The 18,869-nt window shown below is 66.6% G+C and carries 17 protein-coding genes; 7 read left to right on the top strand and 10 right to left on the bottom strand.

The features are described from left to right. Together CZ674_RS05600 and lepA are read right to left on the bottom strand one after the other, a co-directional pair. On the bottom strand, positions 1–633 hold the full coding sequence (locus tag CZ674_RS05600; RefSeq protein ID WP_086991543.1) for a DUF1990 family protein: 633 nt from the start codon (positions 631–633) through the stop codon (positions 1–3). After that, complete coding sequence (gene lepA / locus CZ674_RS05595) at positions 630–2,519, bottom strand: translation elongation factor 4 (RefSeq protein ID WP_407640215.1); 1,890 nt, start codon at positions 2,517–2,519, stop codon at positions 630–632. The genes CZ674_RS05600 and lepA overlap by 4 nt, the downstream gene beginning before the upstream one ends. A 67-nt stretch (positions 2,520–2,586) precedes the next feature. Between lepA and CZ674_RS05590 the strand changes: the two genes are divergently transcribed. From CZ674_RS05590 to rpsT, 3 genes are all read left to right on the top strand, one after another. Next, the gene (locus tag CZ674_RS05590) at positions 2,587–3,972 is read left to right on the top strand and encodes a M20/M25/M40 family metallo-hydrolase (protein ID WP_086991541.1); all 1,386 of its coding nucleotides are present in this window, start codon (positions 2,587–2,589) and stop codon (positions 3,970–3,972) included. After that, positions 3,969–5,459 carry an MFS transporter gene (locus tag CZ674_RS05585; RefSeq protein WP_086991540.1) on the top strand — a complete coding sequence of 497 codons (1,491 nt, stop codon included), beginning with the start codon at positions 3,969–3,971 and terminating at the stop codon, positions 5,457–5,459. Before CZ674_RS05590 ends, CZ674_RS05585 begins: the two co-directional genes overlap by 4 nt. A gap of 156 nt (positions 5,460–5,615) precedes the next feature. After that, positions 5,616–5,876, top strand: coding sequence for a 30S ribosomal protein S20 (gene rpsT, locus CZ674_RS05580; RefSeq protein ID WP_086991539.1), 261 nt, complete (start codon positions 5,616–5,618; stop codon positions 5,874–5,876). Between the two features lie 72 nt (positions 5,877–5,948). Here rpsT and holA read toward each other — a convergent pair whose 3' ends face one another. From holA to leuS, 4 genes are all read right to left on the bottom strand, one after another. Then, positions 5,949–6,899: a DNA polymerase III subunit delta gene (holA, locus tag CZ674_RS05575; protein WP_086991538.1), complete on the bottom strand. Its 951-nt coding sequence runs from the start codon at positions 6,897–6,899 to the stop codon at positions 5,949–5,951. Positions 6,900–6,909: 10 nt separating this feature from the next. Next, positions 6,910–9,114: a ComEC/Rec2 family competence protein gene (locus tag CZ674_RS05570; RefSeq protein WP_086991537.1), complete on the bottom strand. Its 2,205-nt coding sequence runs from the start codon at positions 9,112–9,114 to the stop codon at positions 6,910–6,912. Positions 9,115–9,125: 11 nt separating this feature from the next. After that, positions 9,126–9,665 (bottom strand): ComEA family DNA-binding protein, encoded by a 540-nt coding sequence (locus tag CZ674_RS05565; RefSeq protein ID WP_086991536.1) that lies wholly within the window; start codon positions 9,663–9,665, stop codon positions 9,126–9,128. Positions 9,666–9,745: 80 nt separating this feature from the next. Beyond that, positions 9,746–12,241, bottom strand: coding sequence for a leucine--tRNA ligase (gene leuS / locus CZ674_RS05560; protein WP_086991535.1), 2,496 nt, complete (start codon positions 12,239–12,241; stop codon positions 9,746–9,748). Positions 12,242–12,282: 41 nt separating this feature from the next. Between leuS and CZ674_RS05555 the strand changes: the two genes are divergently transcribed. Beyond that, complete coding sequence (locus CZ674_RS05555; protein WP_086991534.1) at positions 12,283–12,768, top strand: SRPBCC domain-containing protein; 486 nt, start codon at positions 12,283–12,285, stop codon at positions 12,766–12,768. 6 nt (positions 12,769–12,774) lie between these two features. On the opposite strand, the gene CZ674_RS05550 is transcribed toward CZ674_RS05555, so the two are convergent. Next, positions 12,775–13,968, bottom strand: coding sequence for an anthranilate synthase component I family protein (locus tag CZ674_RS05550; RefSeq protein WP_086991533.1), 1,194 nt, complete (start codon positions 13,966–13,968; stop codon positions 12,775–12,777). A 12-nt stretch (positions 13,969–13,980) separates the two neighbouring features. On the opposite strand from CZ674_RS05550, the gene CZ674_RS05545 reads away from it, so the two are divergent. Together CZ674_RS05545 and CZ674_RS05540 are read left to right on the top strand one after the other, a co-directional pair. Continuing rightward, entirely contained in the window at positions 13,981–14,682 is a 702-nt protein-coding gene (locus CZ674_RS05545) for an aminotransferase class IV (protein ID WP_086991532.1), read from the top strand. Beyond that, the gene (locus tag CZ674_RS05540; RefSeq protein ID WP_234988451.1) at positions 14,683–15,315 is read left to right on the top strand and encodes a DedA family protein; all 633 of its coding nucleotides are present in this window, start codon (positions 14,683–14,685) and stop codon (positions 15,313–15,315) included. It begins immediately after the preceding gene. A gap of 36 nt (positions 15,316–15,351) precedes the next feature. Here the strand turns inward: CZ674_RS05540 and CZ674_RS05535 are convergent, their stop codons facing one another. Further along, the gene (locus CZ674_RS05535; RefSeq protein WP_159456912.1) at positions 15,352–15,930 is read right to left on the bottom strand and encodes a TetR/AcrR family transcriptional regulator; all 579 of its coding nucleotides are present in this window, start codon (positions 15,928–15,930) and stop codon (positions 15,352–15,354) included. A gap of 233 nt (positions 15,931–16,163) precedes the next feature. On the opposite strand from CZ674_RS05535, the gene CZ674_RS05530 reads away from it, so the two are divergent. Then, positions 16,164–17,204: an App1 family protein gene (locus tag CZ674_RS05530; protein WP_200810046.1), complete on the top strand. Its 1,041-nt coding sequence runs from the start codon at positions 16,164–16,166 to the stop codon at positions 17,202–17,204. A 2-nt stretch (positions 17,205–17,206) separates the two neighbouring features. Here the strand turns inward: CZ674_RS05530 and CZ674_RS05525 are convergent, their stop codons facing one another. Beyond that, positions 17,207–18,382: an aminoglycoside phosphotransferase family protein gene (locus CZ674_RS05525; protein ID WP_086991529.1), complete on the bottom strand. Its 1,176-nt coding sequence runs from the start codon at positions 18,380–18,382 to the stop codon at positions 17,207–17,209. Continuing rightward, a complete protein-coding gene (locus tag CZ674_RS05520) occupies positions 18,379–18,861 on the bottom strand; it encodes a hypothetical protein (protein ID WP_086991528.1) in 483 nt (160 codons plus the stop codon). The genes CZ674_RS05525 and CZ674_RS05520 overlap by 4 nt, the downstream gene beginning before the upstream one ends. Positions 18,862–18,869 lie beyond the last annotated feature (8 nt).

Here is an 18,869-nt window from a genome sequence, read left to right as displayed (position 1 = left end):
TCAGACCTTCGTCAGAGCGGTCATGAAGCGACCGTGATGCTTGCGCTGGATCCGCTTGAACCAGGGCATCGTCGGACGCAGCCACCAGGCATTCGGCGCCCAGATCACACGCAGCTCGAAATGCACCGCACCGTCTTCGCCGATGGTGACGCGCATCCGCTCTTCGCCCTTCTCGGGGTGGCCCTCGAGCGCCCCGAAGGTGACGGTGTGCGAGTCGGCCTCGTCGAGCACCGAGATGACGCGAATGGGTGCCTGAAACTGCTTGCCGGCAACGCGGATGCGCTGGATCGCCGAGTCGCCGGGCTGCAGCAGGGCCGCGCCCGTGGCGTCGTAGTCGGTCGGCTTCTCGTAGCTGGCGCCGCGTGCGACGTCGTCGCCGTCGAAGATGACGGGCGAGTAGACATCGCCTGCGTCGGCGGGAAGCACCTCGACCGAGATGCCGCTGAGGCGCTGCACCTGCCAGGTGCGGAGTCCGGCGACGGCCGCATCGAACCGCGGGCGACCGTGGCCGATGCGCGCACGGTGCTCGTTGAGGTGGAAGCCCCTCGGGATGAACCGCTCGAACTCAGCCTGCGACGTGATGCCGATCTGGCCGTAGTTCGTGCTGCGCTCCTGCACTGGCTTTCTGCTCACTTTGCGTCCTTCTTCGTCTCTCCGGTCGACAGCACTGCGATGAAGGCCTCTTGCGGCACCTCGACGCGGCCGACCATCTTCATGCGCTTCTTGCCTTCCTTCTGCTTCTCGAGCAGCTTGCGCTTTCGGCTGATGTCACCGCCGTAGCACTTGGAGAGCACGTCCTTGCGGATGGCGCGGATGTTCTCGCGGGCGATGATCCGGGCGCCGATGGCGGCCTGGATCGGCACCTCGAACTGCTGGCGCGGGATGAGCTCTTTGAGCTTGCCGCTCATCAGCACACCGTAGGCGTAGGCCTTGTCACGGTGCACGATCGCGCTGAATGCGTCGACCTGCTCGCCCTGCAGCAGGATGTCGACCTTGACGAGGTCGGCCTCCTGCTCGCCGTCGACTTCGTAGTCGAGCGATGCGTAGCCCTGCGTGCGTGATTTCAGGTGATCGAAGAAGTCGAACACGATCTCGCCGAGCGGCAGCCGGTAGCGAAGCTCGACGCGATCTTCTGAGAGGTAGTCCATGCCGTCGAGGGTGCCGCGACGCGACTGGCAGAGCTCCATGATGGCTCCGACGTAGTCCTTCGGTGCGAGGATCGTCGAGCGCACGACGGGCTCGATGATCTTCTCGATGCGGCCGTCGGGGAACTCCGAGGGGTTCGTCACCCGGACGAGCTCGCCGTCTTCGCGCTGCACCTGGTAGATGACGCTGGGCGCGGTCGCGATCAGGTCGAGGTTGAACTCGCGGCGGAGTCGCTCGCTGATGATCTCGAGGTGGAGGAGGCCGAGGAAGCCGCAGCGGAAGCCGAAGCCCAGCGCGACCGATGTCTCGGGCTCGTAGACGAGCGCCGCGTCAGAGAGCTTGAGCTTGTCGAGCGCCTCGCGCAGCACCGGGTAGTCGCCGCCGTCGATCGGGTACAGACCCGAGAACACCATGGGCTTGGGCTCTTCGTAGCCGGTCAGCGCCTGCTCAGCGGGCGTGCGAGCATTCGTGACGGTGTCGCCGACCTTCGACTGGCGCACGTCTTTCACACCTGTGATCAGGTAGCCGACCTCGCCGGTGCCGAGCCCCTTGCTGGGCACGGGCTCGGGGCTGGAAACGCCGATCTCGAGCAGCTCGTGCGTCGAGCCGGTCGACATCATCTGGATCTTCTCGCGCGGCTCGAGCTTGCCGTCGATCATGCGCACGAAGGTGACGACCCCGCGGTACGCGTCGTACACGGAGTCGAAGATCATGGCGCGCGCCGGTGCGTCCTCGTCGCCGACCGGAGCGGGAATCGTGCCCACCACGCGGTCGAGCAGCGCGTCGACGCCCTCGCCGGTCTTGCCTGAGACTCGCAGCACGTCGTCTGCGCTGCCGCCGATGAGGCCGGCGATCTCTGCCGCGTACTTCTCGGGGTCCGCCGCTGGCAGGTCGATCTTGTTGAGCACGGGGATGATCTCGAGATCGTTCTCCATGGCCAAGTAGAGGTTTGCGAGCGTCTGCGCCTCGATGCCCTGCGCTGCGTCAACGAGGAGGATGGCGCCCTCGCACGCTGCAAGGGAGCGTGACACCTCGTAGGTGAAGTCGACGTGGCCCGGGGTGTCGATCATGTTGAGCGCGTAGGTCTCGCCGTCGACCTCCCAGGGCATGCGCACGGCCTGGCTCTTGATCGTGATGCCGCGCTCGCGCTCGATGTCCATGCGGTCGAGGTACTGGGCTCGCATCACGCGCTCTTCGACGGCACCCGTCAGCTGCAGCATGCGGTCGGCCAGTGTCGACTTGCCGTGGTCGATGTGCGCGATGATGCAGAAGTTGCGAATCGAGGCGGGCTTGGTCTGCGCCGGCTGGAGCGGCGAGGATGCGCGTGGACTCACGTGTTCCTCTCGTGATCGGCGGTCTGGACTGCCTTCCATCCTCCCACAGATGCGCGCACCGCCATCGACCGCCGGAGCGGGCCTCTCGAATGAGTACACTCAGGCCATGGTCAACGACGTCCAGGCGAGAGACGGCATTGCCGAAAGGCTGTCGACTCTGATTCGCATTCCCACCGTCTCAGCAGAGCGAACCGCACACAATGATGCTTTTGCGCGCTTTCCGGGGGTGCTTCGCACGCTGTACCCGCGCATCCATGCTGACCTCGCCCTGCGCACCGTCGACGGCACAGGACTTCTGTTTCACTGGCGCGGCGAGACGAGCGCTGCTCCCCTGGTGCTGATGGCCCACTGGGACGTCGTGCCGGCTCCCGAAGACTGGCAGTCGACCGGCTGGCAGGCAGCTCCCTTCTCAGGCGAGACCGCCTCAGCCGCGGGCGAGGACTGGATCACAGGGCGCGGCGCCCTCGACGACAAGGGGCCGCTCGTCGTGATGCTCGACGCGGTCGAGAATCTGCTCGCGGCTGGATTCACCCCCGCACACGACATCTGGATCGTGCTGGGCGGCGACGAAGAGGTGATGGGCGGCAACGCCAAGGCCATGTCTGCACTGCTGCAAAGCGAGCTGGACGGCGAAGTTCCGCACCTCGTGCTCGACGAAGGAGGAGCAGTGACGGATGCGCCGCTCAGCTTCGTCGACGCGCGCTGCGCCATGATCGGGCTCGCCGAGAAGGGCGTGCTCACCGTTCGGCTGTCGTCGTCGGGCGCCGGCGGACACGCATCCGCGCCGATTCCCGATGCACCCATCGCACGCATCGCGAACGCACTGCGTCGCATTGAGCGCAGGCCCCTGCAGCCCCGTCTCACTCGAGCTGTGCAGTCGATGCTCGCGGCATTCGCGCCACTGGCCGACGGTGCGGCAGGAGGCGCGCTCAAGGCAGCGGGCCGCGGCGGGCGCGTGACCGCCGAGCTGCTGGCTGCATCGGGCGGCGAGTCGGCCGCCATGGTGCGCACGACCGTCGCACAGACGAGGATCAGCGGCGGATCTGCCGACAATGTGGTCGCGACCGAGGCCACGGCGACGCTCAACTGCCGCATCCTGCCGGGCTCATCGGTGCAGGCCACGATGCGGGCGCTCAGGCGGCGCATCCGAGACGACAGCGTTGAGCTCACGATTGTCGAAGCGCATGAGCCGTCTGCATCATCACCCGTCGGCGATCGCTTCGAGCTGCTGTCAGACGCGCTCGCTGCCTCCTGGCCGGGGGTCGCCCCCGTGCCGTACCTGATGATGGCTGCGAGCGACTCGCGGCACTTCCACACGTGGTGCCCGCACGTCTATCGATTCGCGCCGCTGCTGATGAATGCAGACGAGCGCGCAGGCATCCACGGAGAGAATGAACGGATTGCCGTCTCGTCACTCGTGCGCGGCGAGCAGTTTCATCGCGCACTGGTGCTGGCCAGAGGCGGATCCTGGGCTGAAGAGAGCGCGGCATGAGCAGGCGGGCGGCTCCGCTGCTCTTCGGCGGACTCGCTTCGGTCGTCGGCTACCTCGCATTCGTCGAGTTCACGAGCGGGGTGCTGCAGGGCTATTACACGCCCATGCTCACCGACATTGCACGTCACCTGGGGGTCGGCGACGCTGACGTCAACTGGCTCGAGGGCGCCCAGCTGATGCTGTCTGCCATGGTCGTTCCTGCTCTGTCGAAGCTCGGCGACCAGATCGGCCACAGGCGCATCCTGCTGCTGTCGACGGCCGTGACATTCGCGGCGTCGCTCATGCTGGCCTTCTCGCCCGTGTTCTGGCTCTTTCTGATCGCCTGGGCCGTGCAGGGGTTCTACGTCGTGTGGCTGCCGCTCGAGATCGCCCTCGTCTACATTCGCAGCCGCCACCTGGCCCAGCAGCAGGGCGACCGAATCGCGGGAGGCGCGCCAGCACTGACGAGAAGGGCCGCCGGTGTGCTCGTGGGCGCGCTCGAGCTCGGCGCGATCTCCGGTGCACTCGTCGGAGGTGCGCTCATCGACTCGCTGTCGCTGCAGGTCGTGCTGCTGATTCCCGCGGTCGTCGTGGGCATCTGCTGGATCGTCATCGCCGTGGGCGTCAAGGAGACGCCGGGAGCCTCTCCCGAGAACTGGCGCGCATCCGCCTTCGACTTTCGCGGTCTCGTGACGATCACGCTTGCGCTCATCGCCGTCATGGGCGGCTTCTTTCTGCTGCGGGCAAGCGGCATCGACACCGGCAGCCCGATGTTCTGGGCGGCAGCGGGCGCCATGCTTCTGGGCGCTGTCGGCGTCTGGGCGTTCGTGCGCATCGAGCTCGCGCACGCCGACCCGATCATCGACATGCGCATGTTCGCGGACTCGAGGCTGTGGCCGGTGTTCGCGACCGCTGGCCTCTTCGGCGTCTCGGTGCTCGGCGCCCAGGCTCCGCTGTCGACCTTCGCCCGCACCGACCCGAGCGTGACCGGCTACGGGCTCGGCACCAGCGGTTTCGAGACTTCGCTGATCATCGGCGTCTACCTGATCGCCATGGTCATCGGGGCGCTGCTCGTGCCCACCGTGTCACGCCTGACGACGCCCAGATGGGCGCTGCTGATCGCATGCCTGCTCGTGGCGCTCGGCTTCGGGCTCTTTCTGCCGTTCCACGACACCTACCTGCAGGTCATCGCGAACATGGTCATCGTCGGACTCGGCTCAGGCGCCTTGGTCGCATCACTGCCGGCTGCCGCCGCTGCCGCTGCTCCTGAAGGCCAGACCGGCGTTGCGACAGGTCTCACCAACTCGGTCAAGACCGTTGGCGGCGCAGCGGCGTCATGCGTCTTCGGCATCGCGCTCTCGACATTCGCTGCGGGCGCGTCAGCCACCGGAACCGCCGGCTCGTTCGAGGGCTACATGACGGTGTGGATCGTATGCTCTGCAACGGGCCTTGCGGCGGCCGCCCTGATGCTCTTCGTGCCGACGCGAGCCTTCAACGACGCCGTCTGACACGCTCAACGGCGGATGTCGTTGTTCAGGCCTCTGAATTCGTCTATACTTGATCCTTGGCTTCCACGTCGATCCCTCTGATTTTCCCCATCGACGTGCCGTGGAGTCGAAAACGGTTCCACTCATCATTGATTCGCGAGAGAAAGAGCATCACACGTGGCAAACATCAAGTCGCAGATGAAGCGCATCCTGACCAACGCAAAGGCTACCGAGCGCAACCGCCAGGCCAAGAGCGAGCTGAAGACCGTCGTGCGCAACACGCGCACCGCGATCACCGCTGGCGACAAGGCTGGCGCCGAGAAGTCGCTGAAGCTTGCTTCGAAGAAGCTCGACAAGGCTGTCAGCAAGGGCGTCATCCACGCCAACCAGGCTGCCAACCGCAAGTCGTCGCTGGCCAAGCAGGTCGCAGCGCTCTAGCACTGAGCTAAGCAGAACAGCCGCGCATTCCTTCGGGGATGGGCGGCTTTTCTCGTTGTCGGCGACGCCTGCTCAGGCGGCGAGGATGCGAATCATGCGCTCGAGTGCGTACTCGGGGCTGCGCTCCCCGCCCTTGACGGCGAGGTCTGTCTCGGCCACGACGCGAACCGCGCGTGCGAGCTTCGCCTCGTCGAACCGGCGCAGATCGCTGCGAGCCTCGTCGATGGCCTTGGGTGCGAGCCTGACGCGCTGTCCCGTCGAGACCTTCGCGAGTGAGCGAATGCGGTAGGCGAATGCGGCGACGATCGGCACCGGATGCGCACCCGACCAGAGCGTCTGCCGCAGCAACACCAGCGCCTGGGCGGCATTGCCTCGCACGGCCGCGTCAGCGACCTGGAATGCGGTCGTGTGCTCGTGCGCCTCGTAGTACTTCTCGACCACCTCTTCGGTGATCTGGCCTGTGGTGTCGGCGACGAGCTGCGCTATCGCACCGGCCAGCGAGCCGATCGAGTCTGAGAACCGCTTGACGAGCAGGTTCTGCGCACCGGGTGTCGCTTCACGACCGGCCTCGACGAACTCGGCCCTCGCGAACGCCTGCTTGTCAGAGTCGTACTTCAGCTCGCCGCAGTCGACGACGATGCCCTTGCCGCCCTTGACAGCATCGAGCAGGCGCTTGCCGCGGGTCGTGGCACCGGAATGGTGCATCACCACGGTGGCGCCGTCGAACGGATCATCGATCATCGCCATCGCGTCGTCGAGAAACGCGTCGGTCATGCTGTTGAGATCGCTGACCCGCAGCAGCTTCGGCTCCATGAACAGCGACGGGCTCGCCTGCAGGGCAAGCGTGCCGGGGTCGTAGGAGCCCGCGTCGATGTCGTGGACCTCGAGCCCCTCGTCTTCCATCCGGAGGATGTCGCGGATGCGCCGGTTGGCTCGCGAGACGAGCAGCTCTTCCTTGCCGAGCAGCAGGACGATGGGTGCCGGTGCGGCTTCCTGCCAGCGAGTCATCGGTGTGCGAGCCATGAGGTCAATCCTAGTTGGCGCGGCGTTCTGACCAGACCGTGCCGTCGGCCATGATCGCGATGGTGCCGAGCAGATCGGTGCGCAGCGCTGCCGAGTCCGCGGCCTCGATCAGCGAGAGGCACGATGGGGTCGGGTGGCCGTACGTGTTCTCGCCCACCCCGACGAGCACGACGGGAGGAGCGACCTCTGCGTACAGTGCTGCGTCCTGATCGCGGCTGCAGTGGTGTGCGGCGAGCATCGCGTGGGCTGGCGGCAGGCTCCCCTTCAGGCGCCGCTGCTGGCGCTCGCCGATGTCGCCGAGCACAATCAGCTCAGCGACGCCGTCGGCGTCTGCGTGCAGCGCAAGCACGAGCGAGCCCTCGTTGCCGGCATCGCTCTCCGGCGGCGGCCAGAGCACGTCGATGCCGATCGGCCCGACGTCGATGCGCTGCCCCTGTTCGACCTCGACGGCCTCGACACCGTGCTGGGCCAGTATGTGCAGCTGTTCGGCCGCATCCGCATCCGTCGGCCCGTGCACGACCGTCGACGTCAGCCCGGCGACGGCTTCTGCGGCGCCCGAGTGATCGTGGTCGAAGTGCGTCAGCAGCAGCGCGTCGATTCGGTCGACGTGTGTTGTGGCAAGGCACTCCCTGAGCGCTTCGGGGTCGGGACCGGTGTCGATCAGCACGGTCTGACCCGCCGCTCTGAACAGCGTCGCGTGGCCCTGGCCGACATCGCACTGCACGATCCGCCAGTCGCGCAGGGCGCTCCACTGCACGACCTGGGGCACGGTGGCAGAGAGCAGGCCGAGACAGCACGCCGCAGCCACGACTGCCGACCCCAGGCGCTGCCGTCGCAGCATGATGAGCGCGCCGGCCACCAGCACCGCACTCAGCACAGCGCCGATCCATCCGCCCGGCCAGGGCACCTGCACGCTCGGCAGGGTCTCACTGAGCCGTGCGAGGGCCCCGATCCACGCTGCCGCCGGCCACGCGATGGCCGCGATGAGACCGCCGATGATCCCGCTGAACTGCGCTGCGATGCATGCAACGAGCCCGACCACCGTGACAATCGGCGCAGCGGGAGCGGCAGCGAGATTCCAGAGCACCGAGAGCGGCTGCACTCCGTTGTCGAGGGTGATGAGCATGGGCAGGCACCACAGCTGCGCCGCCGCCGGAACCGCGATGGCCAGCGCAAGCGGCGTGGGGAGCCACTTCGAGAGCCACGCTCCGAGCGGGGCCGAATGCACCACGAGACCGGTTGTCGCGAGCACCGACAGCACGAAGCCTACGGTGAGCGCCAGCTGCGGGTTGATGAAGAGCGCGGCGAACACGGCCAGTGCGATGAGCGGCAGGGCGCCGCGGGGCTCGCCTCGCAGCAGTCCCAGCAGGGCGATGCCGGCCATGAGGGATGCGCGCACGACGCTGGGCTCAGGAGTCACCAGCACCGCAAAGAGCACCAGTGTGGCCGCTGCGACGATAACGCGCACACCGCGCCGGGCTCCGAGCGCAGCTGCGGCAGCGAACCCGGCACCGGTCACGATTGCGCAGTTGGCGCCCGAGACGGCCGTCAGATGCGAGAGGCCCGCGTCGAGCATTGCCTTCTGCAGATCGTCGTCGGTTCGCGAGGTGTCGCCGATGGCAAGGCCGGCGAGCAGTGCTCCCCCGTCACCCGGCAGCCATGCGGTCGCCTGCTGGAACTCCCCGCGCCAGGCCGCGCTGAGCACCGCGTGCGTCGGCCGCTCGAGCACGACGGCGTCGGTGCATTCGAGCATCCAGGTGCCCTCGAACAGCCACGTGCTGCAGTCAGCGGTGAAGCGCGTGCCGAAGCCCAGCTCCTGCGGGTTCAGTTCGGCCTCGAGCATGAGCGCTTCTCCGATGGGTCCGGGGTCGCCGTCGCACTCCGACGCTGCGACATCGACGGTGACCGGCAGCGGGTTGCCGGCATTCAGTCTCGCCTCGACCTCGCAGCGCTCAGGCGGATCATCCGGGGTCAACGGCACTGACGACCAGCGCACGGCCAGCAGCAGCGTGGCTCCGCCAGCGACGGCGATCATGAGCAGCGAAGCGAAGAGCCGCGGGTGCCGCCGCAGCGCCCACGCGCTCATGACAGCGCACAGCGTGACCGCAAGCACCACAAGGCACAGTGCTGCTCCGTCAGCACGCAGCACGGTTGCGGCGCTGATCGTGGCCCATGCTGTCGCAACCGGAACCGCCAGGCGCAGATCGAGTCGCATGCCGCCTGGCCTCACAGCTTCACCAGGGATGCGAGGCGGCTCATCATGGCAGGCCCGATGCCGGGAACCTCTTCGAGCTGCTCGACCGCGGTGAAGGGTCCGTTCTCGTCGCGATAGGCGATGATGGCGCTCGACAGTGCCGGACCGATGCCCGACAGCATCTGCAGCTCCTCGGCTGAGGCACTGTTGATGCTGACGAGGCCGTCGTCTGCTCCGGCTGCTTCAGCGCTGCCGTCGGGCACGACGAGCTGCTCACCGTCGACCACCTCGCGAGCGAGGTTGACCGACCCGGCTGCCGCGTCATCCGTCATTCCCCCGGCCGCGGCCACCGCGTCGATGACGCGCGCGCCCGACGAGAGCATGACGATGCCGGGCCGCTCGACGGCGCCCTGCACGTCGACGTAGAGCTCTGTGCTCGCAGACGCCTCGGCCACGGCGATCTGGGCGGCAGGAGCCGGCTGCACGGCGTTCGTGACCGCTGCGCCTGCGACGGCGCCGATCACCAGCACGACAGCCGCACCGGCTCCGATTCGCAGCTTGTCTCCGAGCATGCGCCCGAGGCTATGCGCAGGCGTTCAGACCCTGCACGCCCCTGACCGAGGCTGTGCAGAGTCTGCTCTGTGGAGAGTCGCTACTTCACCACGATGTTCACGAGCTTCGGAGCCCGCACGATGGTCTTGACGACTTCGCGCTCACCGATCGACCGCTGCACCGCGCTGTCTGCGAGGGCGAGCTGCTCGAGCTCGTCTGCCGTGATGTCGGCGTCGACCTCGAGCCTGGCGCGAACCTTGCCGGTGACCTGCACGACTGCCGTGACGGTGTCGTCTACCAGCAGCGCCTCGTCTGCCTCGCCCCAGGTCACATTCGCAACAGAAGCCTCGTGACCGAGTCGCTCCCACATGTCCTCTGCCGTGTACGGCGCGAAGAGCGACACGGTCGAGGCGAGCTGCTCGACAGCCTCGCGAACAGCGGGGTCTGCGGCACCGGGGCCGTTGTCGACCGTCTTGCGAATCGCGTTGGTGAGCTCCATGAGGCGCGCGACGACAACGTTGAACTTGTACGACTCGACCAGGTACGGCAGGTCGGCGCGCAGGCGGTGCGTCACCGAGCGAAGCGCGCGGTCACCGGCGGTCGGGTCTGCTCCGACAGGCGATGTCACCTCACCCGACAGTCGCCATGCGCGAGCCAGGAACTTGCCGCTGCCGGCCGGAGACACGTCGTGCCAGTCGATGTCGTCTTCGGGCGGCCCGGCGAAGCACATCGTCAGACGCACAGCGTCGACACCGTGCTGGTCGAGCTCCTCAGAGAGCGTGACCAGATTGCCCTTCGACTTCGACATCTTCGCGCCGTCGAGAATGACCATGCCCTGGTTGAGCAGTGCTGTGAAGGGCTCTTCGAAGTCGACGTAGCCGAGGTCGTAGAGCACCTTGGTGATGAAGCGCGAGTAGAGCAGGTGCAGAATCGCGTGCTCGACACCGCCCACGTAGACGTCGATCGGCGCCCACTTGCGCACCTCTTCTGGGTCGAACGCCTGGGTGTCGTCCTTCGACGACAGGAACCGCAGGTAGTACCAGGAGGAGTCGACGAAGGTGTCCATCGTGTCGGCGTCGCGCAGCGCGGGAGTGCCGTCGGATGCGGTCGTCTCGACCCAGCTCGTCGCGGCGGCCAGCGGGCTCTGCCCCTTGGGCGTCAGGTTGAGCCCCTCTGCCTCAGGCAGCACGACCGGCAGCTGCTCGGCGGGAACAGGCTCCATGGTGCCGTCTTCACGATGCAGGATCGGGATGGGGGTGCCCCAGTAGCGCTGACGCGAGATCAGCCAGTCGCGCAGACGGTATGTGGTCGCAGCTCGGCCGGTGCCCCGGTCTTCGAGCAGCTGGATCGCAGCGCTGACTGCTTCGGCGCCGGAGAGTCCGTCGAGCACGCCCGAGTTGACCGCAGCGCCATCGCCGACGTATGCCTCGCCAGAGGCAGCGGGGTCGATCGGGTCTTCGTCGACGGGCTGCACGACAGCCTTGACCTCGAGCCCGAACTGCAGGGCGAAGTCGAGGTCGCGCTGGTCGTGGCCGGGCACGCCCATCACTGCGCCGTGCCCATAGTCGGCCAGCACGTAGTCGGCTGCCCAGATCGGCACGCGGTCACCGGTGATGGGGTTCACCGCGAATCGCCCGAGGGGCACGCCGGTCTTGGTGCGGTCGGTCGCCTGGCGCTCGATGTCGGTGAGCTTCTGGGTCGACGTCAGGTAGTCCTGGAAGCGGATGCGCGACTCGGCATCCGAGCCAGCGGCGAGTTCTGCAGCCAGGTCTGAGTCGGGCGCGACAGCCATGAACGTGACGCCGAACAGGGTGTCGGGACGCGTCGTGAACACCGGAACCGTGCGGTCGCTGCCCTCGATCGTGAAGTCGACGTCAGCGCCCCGCGAGCGGCCGATCCAGTTGGCCTGCATGCGCAGCACCTTGTCGGGCCACTTGCCCTTGAGCAGGTCGAGGTCGTCGAGCAGCCGGTCGGCGTAGTCGGTGATCTTGAAGTACCACTGCGTCAGCTTCTTCTTGACGACTTCGGTGCCGCACCGCTCGCACTGGCCGGCGACGACCTGTTCGTTCGCCAGCACGGTCTGGTCTTTCGGGCACCAGTTGACGGGTGAGTCCTTGCGGTACGCCAGACCCCGCTTGTACAGCTCGAGGAACAGCCACTGGTTCCACTTGTAATAGCCGGGGTCTGAGGTGTGGAGGATGCGCTCCCAGTCGAAGGCGGTCGCGTACCGGTGCATCGAGCGCTTGTGCTGCTCGATGTTCGAGTAGGTCCAGGCCTTGGGGTCGATGCCGTTCTTGATCGCCGCGTTCTCAGCGGGCAGGCCGAAGGAGTCCCAGCCGATCGGATGCAGCACGTTGTAGCCCCTGTGGCGCCAGTATCGGGCGAGCACATCGCCATACGCATACGCCTCAGCGTGCCCCATGTGCAGATCGCCCGAGGGGTACGGGAACATGTCGAGCACGTACTTTCTGGGGCGCTCGTCACTCGGGTCTTCGGTTGCGAACGGGCGCAGCTGCTCCCAGCGGGGCTGCCACTTCTCCTGCAGGCTCGCGAAATCGTACTGTTCTTCTGGCACTGTTCCTCCATGCACGCGCATTCAATAATCGTAGCCGTGATTTTGTAGGGCAGAATCGAACCATGACCCTCGACGGCACCGGCGACGACTTCGTGAATCCGCCTGCGACGGCAGATGTTCCGTCGCGTCGCATCACGCGGGTCGCAACCGCTCGAGCAGAGCCTGCCGCCGTCTGGACGGCCATCAGCCAGCCAGCGCATCTTGCGGGCTGGCTCGGTGACATCGCGACCTTCCCGGCAGGCATCAAGCCGGGCGCAACCGGTCGCATCGCCTGGACGGGCGAGATCGTGCTCGCAGTAGAGGTGCTGGCGGTCGAGCCCGGCCAGCGACTCGAGTTCGCATGGGCAGAGGGCTTCATGTCAGATGCCGCTTCGCGAGTCGCGATCACGCTCAAGCCCGACGAGCTGGGCACTCTCATTCACCTCGAGGAGTCGGGCTTCGCCTTCCCAGAAGGCGATGACGCACAGGTGCTCCGGGCCCTTCGCTCACTCGCCCAAGGCTGGACGCTCGAGCTCGACGAGCTCATCGCCTACGTCGAGAGCGCCTGACCGGCGTCACGCGGGCGAAGCAGCCAGCGCGGCTCGCAGCGCCTTTGCCTTCAGATGCATCTCTGCCACCTCGTCGTCGGCATCAGAGAGTGCTGTCACTCCCCCGCCGACGCCGAATGACGTGCCGCCTGAGTCACTCACAATCGTGCGGATCGTCATCGAGAGCTCGCCTTCGCTTCCGCTGATCCAGCCGAAGCAGCCGCTGTAGAGACCGCGCTCTGAAGGCTCGAGGCCAGCGAGCAGCTGCATCGTGCGCTCCTTGGGTGCACCGGTCATCGACCCGGCCGGAAACAGCGCCCTGACAGCATCGAGCACACCGAGGCCGCCTGAGAGGCGTCCGTGCACAGAAGAGACCAGCTGGTGCACCGTCGGAAAGCTCTCGACCTCGAGCAGCTGCGAGACCGACACCGAATCCGCGTCGCACACACGATGCAGGTCGTTTCGGCAGAGGTCGACGATCATCACATTCTCGGCCCGCTCCTTGACGCTGGAGCGCAGCTCTTCAGCTGCTCGCGCATCCGCCTCCGGGTCACTGTGCCGCGCCCTCGTGCCCTTGATGGGGCTCGTCTTGACTTCGCCGTCTGCGGCCGAGAGGAAGCGCTCTGGCGAGATCGACGAGATGGCGGTGTCGCCGATCCGCATGAAGCCGCCCCGGTGCACAGGACTCTGCGCGCGCAGACGGCGGTGCGTCTCGACCGGGTCGATCTTCGGTGCGTGCCACTGCGTCGTCAGGCAAGCGACATACGAGTCGCCGCGGGTGATCCACTCCTGGCATTCGCGCACTGCGGCTGCGTACGCGGTGTCGTCGACCTGCGGATGCGCAAGCACGGGCACCGCAGGAGCCTGGGGCCCCGCAGACACCGCCGCGAGGTTCCAGGCCCGCCCCCGCGACTGCAGCTGAGCCCTGCCCTGATCGACGACGACCCATCGCTCTGGCAGCAGCCACCGCGAAGACCCGTCGTACGCGATCCAGCCGCACGCAAGCCGATCATCGAGCCGCAGCGACTCGAGGCTTGCCGATTCGACGACGGCTCCGCCGGCAGCGATGACGCTGACTCCGGCGACCGCATCCTCGAGCCAGACCACGTCGGCAGCGGGGTCGTTCGCCCCGAGCGCAAAGAAGGCGTCTGCCGCGCTGAGCCGCGCATCCTGCCACCAGGTCGCCCCCAGTCTCGGCATCAGGAGCGGCGACTCTGGCATAAACTCGATCCTATGGCAACAGTCGATGCAGCCGACTCCTGGCTGAGCCTCGACGGTCGCGTGCTCGCCTTCGAGGCACACGTGGCCCGCTTCTCTCGCGCCGTCGAATTCTCCGGCGGCGACGCGACGGCAGCAGAGGCCGCAATGCGCGCAGCGCGCGAGGCCACGCCTGCAGCCGGCGCATTCTTTCCGCGCGTCGACTTCGCGGATGGCCGCTTCGAGCGAGACATCCGCCCAGACCCTCGTCTCGACGACGCTGCCGTGCTCTGGACTTCGCCGAATGACCCTCGCACGACTCCCGCAGTCAAGGGCCCGGATCTGCCTGCGCTCGCCGAGCTCAACGCCGAGGCCGCCGAAGCAGGCGCCACAGAAGCCGTTCTGCTGAGCTTCGACGGCGAAGTCATCGAGGGTGCGTTCTCGGCCATGTGCTGGTGGCGCGGCGACACGCTCTGCTATCCCGATGAGGATCTTGAGCGCATCGATTCGGTCACCTGGCGCACCGTCAAGAGGCTTGCTGCTGCAGACGGCGTGCGGATGTCGCCCGAGTTCTCTCAGCCCGCTGATCTCGAGGGGTGCGAAGTCTGGATCATGAACGCGAGACACGGCATCCGCCCCGTTACATCTTGGGTCGGCGGACCCCCGCTCGCTGACCTGACTCGGGCGAGTGTCTGGCGTGCGCGGCTCGACACGCTCCGCGAAGGAGTGATGCAGTAGGTGGTGATCGACGACCTGATCAGCGCGCTGCTCGAGTTCGTGGCGAGTGTGCCCGACTGGCAGCGGCTGCTGCTCGCGTTCGTCGCGATCGCGCTTGAGACGAGCATCCTCATCGGGCTCATCGTGCCCGGCGACACCGTGGTGCTGGTTGCCGCAACGGCGACAGAGAACTGGTGGCAGTGGGCCGGCCTGATCATCGGCTGCATACTGGGCGCGCTGCTCGGCGAGTCATTCGGCTACTTTCTGGGCAAAGTGTTCCGGCCCCGAATCCTGCAGCTGCTCATCCGCCGAAAGCGCTGGTTCCGCGCCTGGAAGTCGATCGAGCGAAGCGTGCTGCGCCGCGGCGGGCCATTCATCTTCCTCTCGCGGTTCCTGCCCGTTGCGCACTCGCTCGTGCCGCTCGCCGTGGGCGCCAGCGGCTTCGCATACAAGCGGTTCGCCATCTGGACCCTGCCGGCATGCGCCATCTGGGCAACGCTGTACGCAAGCGCCGGATGGGCGGCAGGCGGCACGTACGCGGCTCTGGCAGATCGCCTGCACGGTGCCGGTTACATCTTCGTCGCGATCATCCTGGCGTTCATGATCATCATGTGGGCGGCAAAGAAGGTGATTGCGCGCTTCAGCCGGGGCTGAAGCGCGCAATCACCTTGTCTGCTGCGGGGCAGTGTCTCAGCTGAAGGCAGGAGCCGCTTCGAGCTCGCTGTGACGACGCGCGGCGTTCAGCAGCGAGTTGTCGCCGCCGGGGAATGCCGAGAACGCGCTGTAGGTGAGGCCGATGGCCAGCACTGCTGCGACGCGGATCGACTCGCGGTTGCCGGAGTTCTCGTCGAGGCCGAACTGCGTCGAGACACGCTCCCAGAGGCGCTCAACGAGGTCGTCGGTCACGCGAGTGCGCGCACGTCCGTCAGCGAACTCGATGTGGTCGCCCGTGCGAACGGCCCGAAAGCCGGGCTCGGTCTTCAGCAGCGTCGCGAAGGCGTCGATGAGGCCCCTGAAGTAGAGCTTCCACTCAGGCAGCTCCTGTGCGAAGACCTCGTCGACCTTCACGAGCAGACGCTCGGTGTTGCGCTCTGCGAGCCCCCTGATGACAGCGAGGCGGTCTGGGAAGTAGCGGTACACGGTGCCGATGGACGCACCAGCGCGCTCAGCAACGATCTGCGTGGTCAGAGTCTCGTAGCCACCGGCGTCGATTGCGGCCGCAGCGGCGTCCAGCAGCGACTCAATCCTGTGGCTGGCTCGAGCCTGCACTGGTTGATTCCTCAAAGTAATAGACAAAGATTCTTTGGACGACATCACAACTTCCCTTCAGTCACCCTGTGCAATTGTTTTGCAACGCGGCATTACGTGCAACGCAACTTTACGTCGCAACTCAGGCAGTGTACAACGCGAATCCAGGAAATTCCTCTGTGCCTCGACCAATTCCTTGAGATTGCTCAACCAGTTCTGCCGTAGGCTTGCGTCGGACACCGAAAAGGATGGAAATGGCGACCAACTCCTCCCCCCTCGACTATCTGCCCAAGCCCCTTCTGCACCGAGCAGCGAAGGTCGAAGACTGGATCCACGAGTTTCGTGAGGCTCGTGCCCTGCGATCGGGCCGCATCCCCGCAATCATCGCCTATCCCGGCTACGGAGGCGACGGATGGGCTCGCGTGCTCTGCCGAGTCCTGCTCGTCAGACACGGCGAGGAGAACCAGGCGCTGTACGAAGACGTGCGCGGCTGGCGCAGCTTCACCTCCATCGCCCTCAACCACGTCGATGTGACCGTCTCTCACAACGGCGAGTCGCATGTCGTCACAGCTGACAGGGGCGGCGTGGTCGATGCCGTTGTTCCCTTCTCACTCGAACCCGGCTGGAACACCCTCAAAGTCTCGACTTCTGGCTCGGCTCCGGTCGACGCACCTGTCTTCGTAGTCGACCCCGAATGCCGAATCGGCGTCATCTCCGACGTCGACGACACGGTGATGGTGACGCTGCTTCCGCGGCCCATGCTCGCCGCCTGGAACGCGTTCGTGCTCGACGAGCACGCGCGTCGTCCGGTGCCCGGCATGGCGGTGCTCTACGAGCGCATCAAGAACGCGCATCCGTCCGCGCCCTTCATCTACCTGTCGACCGGAGCCTGGAACGTGGCGCCCACGCTCTCGAGGTTCCTCTCGCGCAACCTCTATCCGGCCGGCCCGCTGCTGCTCACTGACTGGGGCCCGACGCACGACAGGTTCTTCCGATCGGGCAAAGATCACAAAGAGCAGAATCTTGCGCGTCTGGCAGAGGAGTTCCCGAACATGCGCTGGATCCTCGTCGGCGACGACGGGCAGCATGACGAGCAGATCTACGGAGCGTTCGCCAAGCATCACCCTGAACACGTCGCTGCAGTCGCCATCCGCGAGCTCTCCCCGCAGGAGGCTGTGCTCGCCGGTGGGCGCAAGAGCCAGCCGCATGACGACGGCACAATTTGGGTCTGGGCGCCGAACGGCGGCGGTCTGGCGAGCGAGCTCAGCAGACAGGTGCCGGAGACCGCGATCTGAGCTCAGTGTGCGCGCAGCAGCGAGTCTGCCTCGTCGAGCAGCCGCACAGTGACACCGTCGCCCGATTCGGTCTGCTTCGACGCGGTGGCCAGCGCGTGACCGACCAGGTGCGTCGCTGCGATGCTGCGCACGCGCCAGTCGGAGAAGCCGGCCCTCAGCGTCGTCGCCATCTGCCAGAACGCCGTGTCGGCATCTGCGCGCCCTGCCGCAGCGGCTTCGAGCGACGAGACGCAGATGTGCCCATAGAGCGCACCGCGATCATCTGCCGGGTCGCCCATGCCTGCCGTGTCGATGTCGAGCACGCCGATGATCCGCCAGGGCTCCGCCGGGTCGACGAAGATCTGTCCGAGGTGCATGTCGCCGTGAATGGCGACGAGCGCCTCCTGCTTGGCATCGCCGTAGATGCGGGCGATCGCCTGCGTCAGCACCTGAGTGCGGTCGGCGAAAGCCGGAGCAATCTGTCGCATGCGGCTCGAGTACCAGTCCGCTCGCTTAGCCAGTGACGCCCGTGCGTACCCCGTGAGCGGCACCTGAGCCATGTGCAGGGTGAGCGCGTCGAGGGAGGAGAGGAAGCGCGGGTCGCCGCCGATGTCGGCGATCCTTGCCGCTGCGCTGTCTCCGGGCAGGCGATCGAGCAGGAGCATGCCTGAGTCTGCATAGCCGAGCGAGTGCGGAACCCGAACTCCGCGCGCCAGGAACATGCCGTGCATCCCGTGAATCGCACTGACTGACGCGGGGTCGACGACTTTGATGAAGTATCGGCCCGACTCGGCGTCGACACGGAACACCGCCCGCTTGCCGGGCCGATAGGCCTCGAGCGTGACAGAGGCCCCGTGTGCGCGGATGCCGAACTTCTCGAGCACGTGTCCGACCGCCTCAGGAAACGAGACTGCCGAGAGCGCGGGCAGCGACGGGTCATGCGGATACTGCCAGGCGACGACACGAGACCCGTCGGCACCGGTCAGCACGAGGGAGCGCTCATCGGCAGCTGCCCTGCTGGCGGTGTTCAGGTAGACGTCTGCGTGCTCCTCTGCCCCGTCGGCTGTGCGCAGCTCGACCGAGTAGCCGACGATGAATCCGTCGCCCGTGGGCTCACTGTCGTGCTGCCTGAACGAGACGACAGACGCCTCGCGTGCGGCGGCGAACTGGTCGAGCAGGCCTTGCGGCGCTGGGATCATGCGGCATCGGTCGTGTGGAGCCACGTCAGGCGCCAGAACTCGTCGGCGGTCAGCTCGAAGCTGTAGGTGTCGCGCGCGACGAGGGTGCGCACCTCCTCGGGCTTCAGGTTCTCGTGAGCGAGGATGTTGACCCAGCTGTCGCCCTGCCCGCTGTTGCCGAAGTGCACAGCGATGATGTCGGTTGTCGCAGGCGTGTCGCTGACGACGAAGGCGCTGTCGAGCTGCGGCTCGTCAGGAATCTGCCAGACGAAATGATCGCCTTTCCACTGCGAATGGCACACGAACTCACGCTCGCCCTTGTCGGTGCGCGTGTAGCGGTTGGTCTCGAGCAGCTCGAGGGGACTGCTCTTGACGATCTCGTACTCAACCGTGGGGCGAAGTCGTGTTGGAGTGCGCCAGTAGTTGAACGTGGTGCCGCAGATCTGCCAGCGACCGAGCAAGGTTCGGGCGAGTTCAGCGGGGTCTGCAACGCGTGCCATACCCGTCA

Source organism: Agrococcus casei LMG 22410 (genome assembly GCF_900163565.1).
GTDB lineage: Bacteria > Actinomycetota > Actinomycetes > Actinomycetales > Microbacteriaceae > Agrococcus > Agrococcus casei.
Note: the sequence above shows the minus strand (reverse complement) of the source record. Positions and strands in the feature narration are given on the sequence as shown.